The sequence below is a fragment of the Microbacterium sp. BH-3-3-3 genome (genome assembly GCF_007679045.1).
GTDB classification, from domain to species: Bacteria; Actinomycetota; Actinomycetes; order Actinomycetales; family Microbacteriaceae; genus Microbacterium; species Microbacterium algihabitans.
In genome coordinates this window covers 195,715-209,456 of the sequence record NZ_VEFS01000001.1, presented here as the reverse complement: position 1 = coordinate 209,456, position 13,742 = coordinate 195,715, and the positions used below count along the sequence as shown (strand labels likewise).

Genomic DNA, 13,742 nt, shown 5'->3' with positions numbered 1-13,742 from the left:
ACCACCCGTATGAAAGAGGAGTTCCGCATCAGCGATCCCCGCACCAACGAGCGCATCCGAGTCCCGGAGGTCCGTCTCGTCGGACCCAACGGCGAGCAGGTCGGCATCGTCCGAATCGAAGCTGCGCTGCGCCTGGCCCAGGAAGCGGACCTCGACTTGGTCGAGGTTGCGCCGAGCTCGAAGCCGCCCGTGGTCAAGATCATGGATTACGGCAAGTTCAAGTACGAGGCCGCTCAGAAGGCCAAGGAAACGCGTCGTAACCAGGCGAACACCGTGCTCAAAGAGGTGCGGTTCCGTCTGAAGATCGAGGCTCACGACTACATCACCAAGCTCAAGCGCGCCGAGGGCTTCCTCCAGGCGGGCGACAAGGTGAAGGCCATGATCCTGTTCCGCGGTCGCGAGCAGTCGCGTCCCGAGCAGGGTGTCCGTCTGCTCCGCAAGTTCGCCGAAGACGTCGCCGAGTTCGGCACCGTCGAGTCGAACCCCACGATCGACGGCCGCAACATGGTGATGGTGGTGGCTCCTCACAAGAACAAGTCCGAGGTCAAGACCGAGCAGAACGCGCAGCGCACGGCGAACCGTGAAGCCGCGCGAAGTGCCGCTCGAGGCGATTCGGCACCCACAGACGAAGCTGCCCCGGCGTCCGCCGAGTAAAGCTCCCCGACTCCCGCTCCGCCGGGAACCCCAACGAAGGAAGACAGATGCCGAAGCAGAAGACCCACTCGGGCGCCAAGAAGCGCTTCAAGCTCACCGGTAGCGGCAAGCTCATGAAGCAGCAGGCCGGCATGCGCCACAACCTCGAGGGCAAGGCCTCCAAGCGCACCCGTCGCCTGAACCAGGAGCAGGTCCTGGCCAAGGGTGACTCCAAGGTCGCCAAGAAGCTCCTCGGCCTCTGAGCGCCGACGCACGTTAGGAAAGAACAGAAATGGCTAGAGTCAAGCGGGCAGTAAACGCCCACAAGAAGCGTCGCGTCATCCTCGAGCGCGCGTCCGGTTACCGCGGTCAGCGTTCGCGCCTGTACCGCAAGGCCAAGGAGCAGGTCACCCACTCCCTGGTCTACGCGTACCGTGACCGTCGCAAGCGCAAGGGCGACTTCCGTCGTCTGTGGATCCAGCGCATCAACGCCGCATCGCGCGCCAACGGCATGACGTACAACCGCTTCATCCAGGGCCTCGGCCTCGCGGGTGTGCAGGTCGACCGTCGCATGCTCGCCGAGCTCGCGGTCAACGAGCCGGCCGTGTTCGCCTCGCTCGTCGCCACGGCGAAGGCTGCGCTGCCCAGCGACGTCAACGCCGCGAAGACCGCGTAAGACACGCCTTCCACGAAACGGGCGTCCTCTTCGGAGGGCGCCCGTTTCGCTGTTCCTGCGCGGCCTCCCGGTTCGCATGCCGTCGGCGTCATACACTGAGTCCGTGCTCGAGAACCCCCGTTCGCCGCGGGTGCGCGCCGTGGCCAAGCTCAGCAAGCGCGCCGCCCGTCAAGAGACCGGTCTCTTCCTGCTCGAGGGTCCGCAGGCCGCCCGTGAGGCGCTCGAATGGGCGCCCGACACGGTGCTCGAGCTGTACGCGACGCCCACGGCGCTCGAGAAGCACGCCGATGTTCGCGAGCTGGCCGAGCGCGCCGACGTCGACCTGCAGTACACGACCGAGGCGGTCCTCGACGCGATGGCCGACACCGTCACCCCGCAGGGCATCGTCGCGGTGGCGCGTCAGGCGCCGACGGCGCTGAAAGACCTGCTGGCGGGCCGCCCGCGTCTGATCGCGATCTGCGAGGAGGTCCGCGATCCGGGCAACCTCGGCACGATCATCCGGGCCGCCGATGCGGCGGGGGCGGATGCCGTGATCCTCACCGGCCGCACGGTCGACCCCTACAATCCGAAGGTCGTGCGCTCGACGACCGGCTCGCTCTTCCACGTGCCGATCGCCGTCGATCTCGAGTTGGCCGACGTCGTGGAGCGCGTGCACGAGGCCGGACTCCGCGTGGTCGCGGCCGACGTCGACGGCGCGGATTTCCTGGCGTCTCGCGAGCTCCTCGCGGAGCCGACGGCGTGGTTGTTCGGCAACGAGGCGCGCGGCCTCGACGAGACGGCGCTGGCTCACGCCGACCTCTCGCTGCGCCTGCCGATCTACGGTCGGGCGGAGTCGCTGAACCTCGCCACGGCGGCCAGCGTGTGCCTGTACGAGACCGCTTTCGCGCAGCGCGCGGGTTGAGGCGGCTGTTACAGAACGGTTAAGGCGTGCGCGGGAATGTGGTCGGCCACCCTTCCCCCTCATAGGGTGAACACATGGCATCCGTACCCCCGGCGAGCTCCGAGCCCCTGGTCGTCGTCTCCGACGTGCAGAAGCACTACGGGCAGTTCCAGGCCCTGAAAGACATCGACCTCACCGTCGACCGCGGCGAAGTCGTCGTGGTCATCGGTCCTTCCGGTTCGGGCAAGTCGACCTTGTGCCGCACCATCAACCGTCTCGAGACCATCACGAGCGGCTCGATCACCATCGACGGCAAGGAGCTTCCCAAAGAGGGGAAGGGCCTGGCCGAACTGCGTGCCGATGTCGGCATGGTGTTCCAGTCGTTCAACCTCTTCGCGCACCTGACGATCCTCGAGAACGTCACGCTCGGCCCCATCAAGGTTCGCAAGATGAAGAAGGCGGATGCCGAGAAGGAGGCCCGGGCGCTCCTGGAGCGCGTGGGCGTCGGGCATCAGGCCGACAAGCTGCCCGCCCAGCTCTCGGGTGGTCAGCAGCAGCGCGTGGCGATCGCCCGGGCGCTCGCGATGAAGCCCAAGGTCATGCTCTTCGACGAGCCGACCTCCGCGCTCGACCCCGAGATGATCAACGAGGTGCTCGACGTGATGGTCGGCCTCGCCAGCGAGGGCATGACGATGATCGTCGTCACCCACGAGATGGGCTTCGCCCGCAAGGCCGCGAACCGCGTGGTGTTCATGGCCGACGGGCAGATCGTCGAGCAGGCGACCCCCGAGAAATTCTTCACCCAACCCGAGTCGGATCGCGCGAAGGACTTCCTCTCGAAGCTCATCACGCACTGACGCGTTCCTCATGACGGCGTCGAACGAGGAGGTTCTTCCGCCGAAAGCCGATCGACCGTTCCCCCGGTTCCTTTCGCGCGCCGTCACCCCAGACCTTTCATCCGCACAGCACACGTAACCAAGGAGACATCACATGCGTAAGACACGTTTTCTCGCCGGCGCGAGCATCATCGCCGCCGGCCTTCTGGCTCTGACGGCCTGCAACAGCGGCACCCCGGGCGCAGCACCCGGTGACGGTGCCTCCGACGGCGGCAGCGACGCACCGGTGTACGGCGCGGTCGCCACCGACGTCACGATCGAGAACAGCCCCACCTTCACCAAGATCGAGTCGGCCGGCAAGGTCGTCGTCGGTGTGAAGGAAGACCAGCCCGGCCTCGGCTACCTCGACCCGGTGACGGGCGAGCGCAAGGGCTTCGACGTCGACGTCGCGCGTTGGATCGCCGCATCGCTCGGTTTCGACCCGGCGGACGAGTCGAAGGTGGAGTACAAGGCCATCGCCTCGGCCAACCGCGAGCAGGCCCTCATCAACGGTGACATCGACTACTACGTCGGCACCTACTCGATCACCGACAAGCGCAAAGAGCAGATCTCCTTCGCCGGCCCCTACTTCCTCACCGGTCAGGGCCTGCTGGTCGCCGCCGATGACGACACGATCACCGGCAAGGACTCGCTCACGGCCGAGACCACCGTGTGCTCGGTGACGGGTTCGACGCCGATCCAGCGCATCCGCGAGCAGACTCCCGCGAAGGTCGTCGAGTTCGACACCTACTCGCAGTGCGTCGAGAAGCTCAAGAACGGCGAGGTCGACGCGGTGACCACCGACGAGGCGATCCTCCTCGGCTACGCCGCTCAGGACCCCGACAACCTCAAGATCGCGGGCGAGCCCTTCAGCGAGGAGCGCTACGGCGTCGGCATCGCCAAGGGCGACACCGCTTTCCAGGAGTTCGTGAACACGATGTTCACCGACGGAGGATCCACCTGGGAGGCCATCTTCGAGAAGAACCTCGGCGCCTCGGGCGTCAAGGGCGAGCAGCCGGCGGTCGACCCCGTCAGCTGAGCACCCGTGCGGGCGGCGCATGCGCGCCGCCCGCACTCCCGAGCTCCACGCGACAGACCCGCGACAGAACGGACCGCTTCCGGTGAATCAGATCTTCGACTACCCCGACCTGTGGGGACAGGCGCTGTGGGGGACCGTCGTGCTCTTCGTGGGCGGCGGACTCATCGCCCTCGTGCTCGGCTTCGTCGTCGCGGCGATGCGGGTGTCTCCCGTCCCCATCGCGCGTGCTGTCGGCGCGGTCTACGTCAACTGGATCCGCAACACCCCGCTGACGCTCGTGCTCTTCTTCTTCGCGTTCTGCGTGCCGTTGCTCGTCGACGTGCCCCGCGGCAGCTTCCTGCTGCTGGCCGTGTGCGGGCTCGGCGTCTACACGGCCACCTACGTGGCCGAGACCATCCGCTCCGGCATCAACACCGTCCCGGTCGGTCAGGCCGAAGCGGCCCGTGCCCTCGGCCTCGGATTCGGGCAGGTCATGTCGTTGATCGTCCTGCCCCAGGCCACCCGCTCGGTCATCCCCCCGATGATGAGCGTCTTCATCGCCCTGCTCAAGAACACCACCGTCGCCGCAGGCTTCTCGGTGGTCAACCTCGGCAACATCCGCGCCACCATGAGCGAGAACGGCGAGAACCAGCTCGTCACGATCCTGCTGGTGATGGTCGTGTTCGTCATCCTCGTGCTCCTGCTTGCCGCTCTCCAGAACGCCGCCGAGAAGAAGTGGAAGGTCGTCCGATGAGCTCCTCCGTCCTGTACGACGTGCCGGGCCCGCGGGCGCAGCTGCGCAACCGCATCATCGGCGCCGCCACCCTGCTGCTCGTCGCCGCCGTGATCGGCTTCGTGATCTGGCGGTTCATCGACACCGGGCAGTTCTCCGCCGCGAAGTGGAACGTCTTCACCTACTCGGCCATCTGGGAGCGCTTCGGCCAGGCGACGCTCGCGACGCTGGCGGCGTTCGCCGTCGCCGCGGTCGGGGCGCTGATCCTCGGTTTCGTGTTGGCCATCGGGCGCATGTCCGACCACCGCTGGGTGCGGCTGCCCGTCGGCTGGGTGGTCGAGATCCTCCGCGCCGTCCCCGTGCTCGTCTTCATGCTGCTGCTGTACTACGGTCTGCCGGTCATCGGCATCAAGATGTCGTCGTACTGGGCCGTCGTCATCGCGCTGATCCTCTACAACGGCTCCGTGCTGTCGGAGGTCATCCGCGCCGGCGTCGAGTCGCTGCCCCGCGGTCAGAGTGAGGCCGGTTACGCGGTGGGTCTGCGCAAGGCGGGCGTCATGCGCCTGATCCTGCTGCCGCAGGCGATCCGTGCCATGCTCCCCGTGATCATCGCGCAGTTGGTGGTCACCCTGAAGGACACCGCGCTCGGCTTCATCATCACCTACCCCGAGCTGTTGTACTTCGCCCGACTCCTCGGCTCGAACGGCGAGTACGGCTCTCCGCTGATCCCCGCCGCGATGATCGCCAGCGTGATCTACGTCGCGATGTGCCTCGCCCTGTCGTTCGCCGCTCACCGCGTCGAGGTCGGCCTGCGCCGTTCGCCGAAGGCGGGCAACGTCGCCCCCGCGGAGCCGGCGGGGCAGACCGGCACCGACACCGAGCTCATCGTGGCCCAGCGCGGTCTCGGCAGGAACGGTCCCGGCTCGGCGTCCTGACCGCCGAGCCGAGCGTCGGAATCACCGACGGGCGGGGGAGTGTCCCCGCCCGTCGGTAGACTCTCATCTCGTGTCCGACGCACCCGAGATCACCCCCGAGGCCGTCGCCTCCGCGGTCGATGAGGCCCTTGCCGCCATCGCCGCCGCCGCGACCACCGCCGAGCTGAAGTCCGCCCGTTCCGCGCACACGGGGGAGCAGTCCTCCCTCGCCCAGCTGAACGCCCAGATGCGCAACGTCGCCCCCGAGCACAAGGCCTCTTTCGGCAAGCTCGTCGGGCAGGCCCGTGGGCAGGTGAACCAGGCTCTCGCCGCTCGCGAGGCGGAGCTGGCGGCCGCCGAGACCGCGGCCCAGCTCGAGGCCGAGCGCATCGACGTGACGGCGCTCCCGCAGCGCGCTCGCGTCGGGGCACGGCATCCGATCACCCTCCTGCAAGAGCAGGTGTCCGACATCTTCGTCGGCATGGGCTGGGAGATCGCGGAGGGGCCGGAGCTCGAGCACGAGTGGTTCAACTTCGACGCGCTCAACTTCGACGTCGACCACCCCGCACGGCAGATGCAGGACACCTTCTTCGTCGATCCCGTCGCGCGCCACCTCGTGCTCCGCACGCACACGAGCCCCGTGCAGGTGCGGTCGATGCTCGAGCGCGACCTGCCGATCTACGTGCTGTGCCCGGGCCGGGTGTACCGCACCGACGAGTTCGACGCCACGCACCTGCCGGTGTTCACGCAGTTCGAAGGACTCGTCGTCGACAAGGGCATCACCATGGCCCATCTCAAGGGCACCCTCGACCACGCCGCGCGCGTGCTGTTCGGGCCCGAGGCGAAGACGCGCTTCCGCGCCAACTTCTTCCCGTTCACCGAGCCGAGCGCCGAGCTCGACCTCTGGCATCCGACCTTCAAGGGCGGCGCCCGATGGATCGAGTGGGGTGGCTGCGGCATGGTGAACCCCAACGTGCTGCGGGCCGCGGGCATCGACCCCGAGGAGTACTCGGGCTTCGCCTTCGGCATGGGCATCGAGCGCACGCTCATGTTCCGCAGCGACGTGCAAGACATGCGCGACATGGCCGAGGGCGATGTCCGCTTCAGCGAGCAGTTCGGAATGGTGGTCTGATGCGCGTCCCGCTCTCCTGGTTGCGCGAGTACGTCGACGTCGCGGCCGAGGCCACGCCCGAAGACGTCCTGGCGGCCCTCGTCTCCGTCGGCTTCGAAGAAGAGGACGTGCACCGCTTCGAGCTGTCCGGCCCCATCGTCGTCGGGCAGGTGATCGAGTTCACCCCCGAGCCGCAGTCCAATGGCAAGACCATCCGTTGGTGCCAGGTCGACGTCGGCCCTTCGACAGGCTCAGGGACCGGTGAAAGGGACATCCGCGGCATCGTCTGCGGTGCGGGCAACTTCTTCGAGGGCGACAAGGTCGTGGTGACCCTGCCCGGCTCGGTTCTGCCCGGACCGTTCCCCATCGCCGCGCGCAAGACCTACGGTCACGTGTCCGACGGCATGATCGCCTCGGCGAAGGAGCTGGGCCTCGGGAGCGAGCACAGCGGCATCCTGCGCCTGGTCGAGCTGGGCATCGACGCTCCCGTCGGAACCGACGCGATCGCGCTGCTGGGCCTCGACGACATCGCCGTCGAGATCAACGTCACCCCCGACCGCGGCTACGCCCTCTCGCTGCGCGGCGTCGCCCGCGAGTACTCGCACGCCACGGGCGCGGCCTTCCGCGATCCGGGTGCCGGCCACGACGCGGCCGTCGCCCGCACGCCGGAGGGCTTCCCTATCGCCGTCGACGACGGCGCTCCCATCCGCGGACGCCAGGGTGCAAGCCAGTTCGTGGCGCGGATCGTGCGCGACGTCGACCCCTCGCGACCGACGCCTCCGTGGATGATCACGCGGCTGTCGCTCGCCGGCATCCGTTCGCTCGGGGTGCTCATCGACATCACCAACTACGTGATGCTCGAGTTGGGCCAGCCGATCCACGGGTACGACCTCGACCGACTGCAGGGCGGCATCACCGTGCGCCGCGCGGCGCAGGGCGAGAAGCTCGAGACGCTCGACGGCCAGGTGCGCACGCTCCACGCCGAAGACCTGCTCATCACCGACGAGTCGGGCCCGATCGGCCTCGCGGGTGTCATGGGCGGCGGCCCCACCGAGATGAGCGACGCCACGCGCAACGTGCTCATCGAGGCGGCGACGTTCGACCAGGTCTCGATCGCGCGCACCGCCCGCCGGCACAAGTTGCCGTCCGAGGCCTCGCGCCGCTTCGAGCGCGGTGTCGACCCGCTCGTGGCCCACGTCGCGGCCGAGCGCGTCGCGTCGTTGATGGTCGAGCTCGCCGGCGGAACCCTCGACACCGAGCTGGGCGGATCCCTCCCGTCGACCTACCGTCGTGACCCGATCACGCTGCCGGCCGGATTCGTTCCGGGCCTCATCGGCGTCGCGTACACCGACGACGAGATCGTGCGCGCCCTGCGCCTGATCGGCGGCACCGTCGAGGAGCGCGAGGGTGGGTGGGCGGTCACCGCGCCGTCGTGGCGCCCCGACCTCACCGACAAGTGGACGCTGGCCGAGGAGGTCGCGCGTATCGAGGGGTACGACCGCATCCCCTCGGTGCTGCCGACTCCGCCGTCGGGCCGCGGCCTCACCTCCGCGCAGCAGGGACGCCGCCGCGTCGCCAACGCGCTCGCCTCGGCCGGATTCGTCGAGACGCCGTCGTTCCCCTTCACCACCGAGGAGCAGAACGCTCTGCACGGCTCGCCCTCGGGCGACTCCCTGCCCAGCGTCAAGCTCGCGAACCCGCTCGACGGCCTCGCCCCGTTCCTGCGCCGCTCGCTCGTGCCGGCCCTGCTGCAGGTGGCGCATCGCAACGTGTCGCGCGGCATCGTCGACCTCGCGCTCTTCGAGACCGGGACCGTCTTCCTGCCCAAGCCGGGCGTGCAGTACGGCACGCCGTCGGTGCCGCCGTTGGCGGTGCGTCCGGATGCCGCGACCCTGGCCGCCCTCGACGCGTCGATCCCGCCGCAGCGTCGGCACGTGGCCGTTCTGCTGACCGGTCACACGGTCGCGAAGCAGCCGGGTCAGCCCGCGGTCGTCGCGGACCTCGCGGATGCCGTGGACGCCGTGCGCGTGCTGACCGCCGCCGCCGGGCTCGACATCGAGCTCGTGCAGGCTCAGCGCGCCGCTCTGCACCCGGGCCGCACGGCGCGGGTGCTCGCCTCGGGACACGACATCGGCTACGTCGGCGAGCTGCTGCCCGCGGTGTCGGCTGCGGCCGACCTGCCCGGGCGAGTGCTCGTGGCCGAGCTCGACCTCGACGCGATGCTCGAGCTCGCGCAGTCGCGCGTCGTCGCGGCATCCCTCTCGGGTTTCCCCGCCGCCACGCAGGATGTCTCGCTCACGGTTCCGATCGACGTCGCCGCCGGTGACGTGCGCGCGGCGCTGCTCGAGGGTGGGACTCCGCTGATCGAGGGCGCTCGCCTGGTCGACGACTATCGCGGCCAGGGACTCGCCGAGGGGACGAAGAGCCTCACGTTCGCGCTGCGGTTCCGCGCCGACGACCGCACCCTCACCGCAGCCGAGGCCACCGAGGCCAAGCTCGCCGGTGTCGCGGTGGCCGCCGACCGGTTCGGCGCGGCCATCCGCGACTGAGCACCATCACGACCAGGGGCGCCGCCGGCTCATGCCGCGCGGCGCTCCGGCGTTTCGGGGGTCAGCTCATCGCCCCCTTCGCGGACGCTCTCGCGGGCCGCGGCGATGGCCCGACGCCCGCGCGTGACGAGCATGCCGACCACGGCGCGCACCCGCAACCACGACGCGTCGCGCACGAGCAGCAGGTCGAGTGCGATCATCGCGAGCGAGAACGGCCAGAGTCCGAGCAGCAGGCCGATACCGAAGTGCGTGAGCGAGAGGCCCGCGACCGCGACGTAGCGCGACGGCTTCCACAGCAGCGCCACCGGGAACGTGAGCTGCACGACGAGAGCGAACCACGTGCCGACCATGATGAACGGGGTCACCTGCCACACCGCTTCGCTCAGGGCGGGAAGCACCTGGAACTCGGTGAGCGAGAGGGCGTAGTAGAGGGCGGTCCCGGAGATCCATTCCTCACCCTGCAGCTTGAGGATCGACGACACGAGGTACACGAGCAGGATCTGGTAGCAGCACAGGATCAGCGCGGTGTTGTGCAGCAGCGGCGAAAGCCACTCGGGCACGCGACGTCGGAGCGCGTCGAATCGTCCGGCCCGCTCGCCGCGCCTGCGTCGTAGCCAGGCGTCGACGGAGAAGTGCCGGCTGAGGTCGGCGAACAGCGCGAACACCAGCACGATCCGCATGAGGGTGTCGCCGCCGTTGGTCAGCAGCGTCGTGTTGGCCGAGAGGCCGACCCAGAACAAGAGCAGCACGGGCGTCACCCAACGGGTCTTGAAGCCCACGAGGAACAGCAGCGCCAGGGCAATGAGCGCGAAGTACGCCAGGTCGAAAAGTACCGGATCGTCCTTGGCGAAGATGAGTCGGAAGGGCTCCCACCACCCGCGGCGACGCGCCTCAGGTTCCACCCACCACGATCCCGCCCCCCACAGGTAGTGCCGGTCGGCGAAGCTCGGCAGCAGCACGAGCAGCATCGCCACCGCGAAGATGATCCGCAGCAGCGAGAAGCCAATCGTCGCGTGCTTCGCCGACGTCAGCCAGTCCTGGAAGCCGGTCCACAGCTGCACGGGGGAGAGGCGCTGTCGCCACCCCTGACGTCGGGTGAATTGGATGGTCATCGCCGCTCCTCGCCGGTGTAGCGCGTCTGCACGTCGGCGAAGATGCCGCGCACCGATGGGTCGTCGGCCTGCTCGGCCGCACGCCATCCGAAAGTGAGCTCGTTCAGGTCGAACTGACGCTCGTCGTCGAAACGGTGGAGGAACTCGTTCGGGCGGTCGAACTGCGCTCGCCACCGCACCCTCTCCACGTCGCGCCCGAAGTACGCCTCGGTGAACGCGGTGGAGAAACGGTTCAACATGTAGTCGTACCGTACGAACGGAACGGACGACCCTTCGCCGCTGTCGCCGAGACCGTCGAGTTCGGCGCGCAGCTCGGCATCCGGGGTCGCGGTGAAACCGCCGTCGGAGGCGCGTTCGATGAACGAGTCCTGCACCCGTTGCTGCTGGGCGGGGGTGAGTTCGTCGTAGCGCTCGAGGTAGGTGCTCAGCGCGTTGATGCTGTTCTTCGAGATGCGCGACGGGGTCGGGATGCCGCGCACCGCGGCGAGCTCCATGTCGGTGACGTCGATCCAGTCGCTCGCCTGCAGGTCGCCGTTGTCATCGCGCCACTGCGCCTGCACCTGCAGAGCACTGTTGACGCGGAGGATGTTCGGCGCGAACACGTCCCACCGCTGCGAGAAGTACGGCGCGAAACCGTCGCTCACCATCGCCCGCGCGGGCGATGGGGGAGCGGTGAACGTCGCACTCACGAACACGTACGCCCCCACGACCGCGACGGCAGCCACCGTCGCGATCGCGGGCGCGAGAGGCCCCCGCTCCGCCGGAGCAGAGCGGGGGGCGGGGGCCGGCCGCGTGGTGCGACCGGCCCCTGTCTTCTTCGTGGTCATGTCAGCCGCTCAGCGAGCCGTCGACAGGACCATCGGTGCCGGCTGCTCCCGGCGAACCGTCCCGGCGATGCGGCGAGGCCGATCGCGAGCTGCGTCGGGCCTCACCCCGCGGGGCGGGTGATCCCTCCGCGGTGCGCGGGCCCGCCGCGGTCGCACTCATCGTGGTGGTCGAGGTCGCCGTGGAGGGGCGGTCGACGATCGACGGTGCGGGCGAGACGGGCGGTGCGGTTCGGGCGACGGATGCCGCGGATGCCGAGGCCACGGCAGGACGCGTGCTGCGGCGACGAGCCGCCATCAGACCGAATCCGACCAGGAGCATCGCACCGGCCAGGAGCGAGAACGTCGTGGCGCTGCTGCCGGTGTCGGAGCCGGTCACGGCCAGCTGCGAACCTGTGCGGGGAGCGGCGTAGCCCGCCGGGGTGCCCGAGCGGTCCGAGGAGTCGGTCGAGTCGGTGGCGTCGTGCGAGTCGGTGGCGTCACGGGAGTCCGTGGCGTCGTGCGAGTCGGTGGAGTCCTTCGAGTCGGTGGAGTCCTCCGAGTCGGTCGAGTCCTTGGAGTCAGCGGAGTCCTTGGAGTCGGTCATGTCCTTGGAGTCGGTGGCGTCGTGCGAGTCCTTGGAGTCGGTCGAGTCCTTGGCGTCGGTGGCGTCGTGCGAGTCCTTGGAGTCGGTCGAGTCCTTGGCGTCGGTGGCGTCGTGCGAGTCCTTGACGTCGGTCGAGTCCTTGACGTCGGTCGCGTCGTGCGAGTCCTTGGCGTCGGTCATGTCCTTCGCGTCGGTCGCGTCGTGGGAGTCCTTGGAGTCAGCCGAGTCCTTGGAATCCTTCATGTCCTTGGAGTCCGTAGCGTCCCAAGAGTCGGTCGAGTCCTTCGCGTCCCACGAGTCCGTGGCATCCCACGAGTCCTTGGAGTCGGTCATGTCCTTCGAGTCGGTCGCGTCGTGCGAGTCCTTCGAGTCGGTCATGTCCTTGGAGTCGGTGGCGTCCCAGGAGTCCTTGGAGTCGGTCATGTCCTTGGAGTCGGTCGCGTCGTGCGCGTCCTTCGAGTCGGTCATGTCCTTGGAGTCGGTCGCGTCGTGCGCGTCCTTCGAGTCGGTCATGTCCTTGGAGTCGGTGGCGTCCCAGGAGTCCTTGGAGTCGGTCATGTCCTTCGAGTCCGTGGCATCCCACGAGTCCTTCGAGTCGGTCATGTCCTTGGAGTCGGTCGCGTCGTGCGCGTCCTTGGAGTCGGTCGCGTCGTGCGAGTCCTTCGAGTCGGTCATGTCCTTCGAGTCCGTGGCATCCCACGAGTCCTTCGAGTCGGTCATGTCCTTGGAGTCGGTCGCGTCCCAGGAGTCCTTGGTGTCCGTCGCGTCATGCGAGTCGGTCATGTCCTTCGAGTCCGTGGCATCCCACGAGTCCTTCGAGTCGGTCATGTCTTTGGAGTCGGTGGCGTCCCAGGAGTCCTTGGTGTCCGTCGCGTCATGCGAGTCGGTCATGTCCTTCGAGTCCGTGGCATCCCACGAGTCCTTCGAGTCGGTCATGTCCTTGGAGTCCGTGGCATCCCAGGAGTCCTTCGAGTCCCACGAGTCCGCAGCGTCCTTGGTGTCGGTCGTTCCGTCGGTGTGTCCGTCGGTCGTGCCGTCCGTGTGTCCGTCGGTCGTGCCGTCCGTGTGCCCGTCGGTCGACCCGTCGGTGCTGCCGTCGGTCCATCCGTCCGTCGATCCGTCGGTGTGCCCGTCGGTGGTGCCGTCCGTGTGCCCGTCGGTCGACCCGTCCGTCGTCCCGTCCGTGTGTCCGTCCGTCGTCCCGTCCGTGTGTCCGTCCGTGGACCCGTCGGTATGCCCGTCGGTCGTCGGCTCGGTTGTGGTCGTGGTCGTCGTCGACTCGGCGGTGACCGCCTCACCCACGGCGGACGCGCTCAACGGCGCCCCGAACGCCGCCAAGGCGCTGAACGTGATGACCGCCGTCGTCTGAATGATCGTTCGACGAACCCGCATCGTGCGCGGGACGTGACCGTTATGAAAGTTCGTGCGAAGCACAAGAATCCCCTGGTGTCCTAGGCCCCCCTAAGCACCACGGGAATGAAGATAGGGAATCGAATGAAGTAGCTGTAAGTAGTTGACTTCACCCGTTCGAGGCGGCACACTCACCCGCTGCACTGTTCGTCGATCGACGTAGGATCGCACGCGTGCACCTCCGGGTGCGCAGAGATCTGCCCTCATCGCCGGTAAGGGGGGCAGTCGGAAGTGCCCGGCGATGAGGGCAGGTCTCACATAGTACGGTTCGCGTGTCCCCCAAACGGGGGACACGACACCATTGCGAGGCAGATTCACGGCTGCTATCACGCGGGCGATCTAGAAGTCTCGATTTGCCCCGCGCTCGCCGCGGCGGATACCCTCGCCACATGTCGTCGATCACCGCACGCACCGAGGAGCT

General features: G+C 68.3%; 13 protein-coding genes. 10 read left to right on the top strand and 3 right to left on the bottom strand.

Features of this window, described 5'->3' with window-relative positions; genetic code table 11:
- Positions 1-9 precede the first annotated feature (9 nt).
- The 10 genes from infC (at position 10) to pheT (ending at position 9,389) form a co-directional block, all read left to right on the top strand.
- Positions 10-654, top strand: a complete 645-nt coding sequence (gene infC, locus FS769_RS01055; protein WP_144782047.1) for a translation initiation factor IF-3 — start codon at positions 10-12, stop codon at positions 652-654.
- A gap of 47 nt (positions 655-701) precedes the next feature.
- Positions 702-896, top strand: a complete 195-nt coding sequence (gene rpmI, locus FS769_RS01050) for a 50S ribosomal protein L35 (RefSeq protein ID WP_013583375.1) — start codon at positions 702-704, stop codon at positions 894-896.
- Positions 897-925: 29 nt separating this feature from the next.
- Positions 926-1,309, top strand: coding sequence for a 50S ribosomal protein L20 (gene rplT, locus FS769_RS01045; RefSeq protein WP_144828243.1), 384 nt, complete (start codon positions 926-928; stop codon positions 1,307-1,309).
- Positions 1,310-1,412: 103 nt separating this feature from the next.
- A complete protein-coding gene (locus tag FS769_RS01040) occupies positions 1,413-2,210 on the top strand; it encodes an RNA methyltransferase (RefSeq protein ID WP_144828240.1) in 798 nt (265 codons plus the stop codon).
- 74 nt (positions 2,211-2,284) lie between these two features.
- Positions 2,285-3,046, top strand: coding sequence for an amino acid ABC transporter ATP-binding protein (locus FS769_RS01035; RefSeq protein ID WP_144828237.1), 762 nt, complete (start codon positions 2,285-2,287; stop codon positions 3,044-3,046).
- Between the two features lie 133 nt (positions 3,047-3,179).
- Complete coding sequence (locus FS769_RS01030) at positions 3,180-4,103, top strand: glutamate ABC transporter substrate-binding protein (RefSeq protein ID WP_144828234.1); 924 nt, start codon at positions 3,180-3,182, stop codon at positions 4,101-4,103.
- 82 nt (positions 4,104-4,185) lie between these two features.
- On the top strand, positions 4,186-4,836 hold the full coding sequence (locus FS769_RS01025) for an amino acid ABC transporter permease (RefSeq protein WP_144828231.1): 651 nt from the start codon (positions 4,186-4,188) through the stop codon (positions 4,834-4,836).
- Complete coding sequence (locus tag FS769_RS01020) at positions 4,833-5,750, top strand: amino acid ABC transporter permease (RefSeq protein ID WP_144828228.1); 918 nt, start codon at positions 4,833-4,835, stop codon at positions 5,748-5,750. The genes FS769_RS01025 and FS769_RS01020 overlap by 4 nt, the downstream gene beginning before the upstream one ends.
- A 70-nt stretch (positions 5,751-5,820) precedes the next feature.
- The gene (pheS, locus tag FS769_RS01015; RefSeq protein ID WP_144828224.1) at positions 5,821-6,861 is read left to right on the top strand and encodes a phenylalanine--tRNA ligase subunit alpha; all 1,041 of its coding nucleotides are present in this window, start codon (positions 5,821-5,823) and stop codon (positions 6,859-6,861) included.
- Positions 6,861-9,389 carry a phenylalanine--tRNA ligase subunit beta gene (pheT, locus tag FS769_RS01010; RefSeq protein WP_144828222.1) on the top strand — a complete coding sequence of 843 codons (2,529 nt, stop codon included), beginning with the start codon at positions 6,861-6,863 and terminating at the stop codon, positions 9,387-9,389. The genes pheS and pheT overlap by 1 nt, the downstream gene beginning before the upstream one ends.
- 29 nt (positions 9,390-9,418) lie before the next feature.
- Here the strand turns inward: pheT and FS769_RS01005 are convergent, their stop codons facing one another.
- The 3 genes from FS769_RS01005 to FS769_RS00995 are packed head-to-tail and all read right to left on the bottom strand — an operon-like array spanning position 9,419 to position 13,303.
- Entirely contained in the window at positions 9,419-10,501 is a 1,083-nt protein-coding gene (locus tag FS769_RS01005; protein ID WP_186325371.1) for an HTTM domain-containing protein, read from the bottom strand.
- A complete protein-coding gene (locus FS769_RS01000) occupies positions 10,498-11,328 on the bottom strand; it encodes a DUF5819 family protein (RefSeq protein ID WP_144828215.1) in 831 nt (276 codons plus the stop codon). The genes FS769_RS01005 and FS769_RS01000 overlap by 4 nt, the downstream gene beginning before the upstream one ends.
- Position 11,329: 1 nt before the next feature.
- Positions 11,330-13,303, bottom strand: coding sequence for an LPXTG cell wall anchor domain-containing protein (locus FS769_RS00995; protein ID WP_144828212.1), 1,974 nt, complete (start codon positions 13,301-13,303; stop codon positions 11,330-11,332).
- Positions 13,304-13,742: the final 439 nt, after the last annotated feature.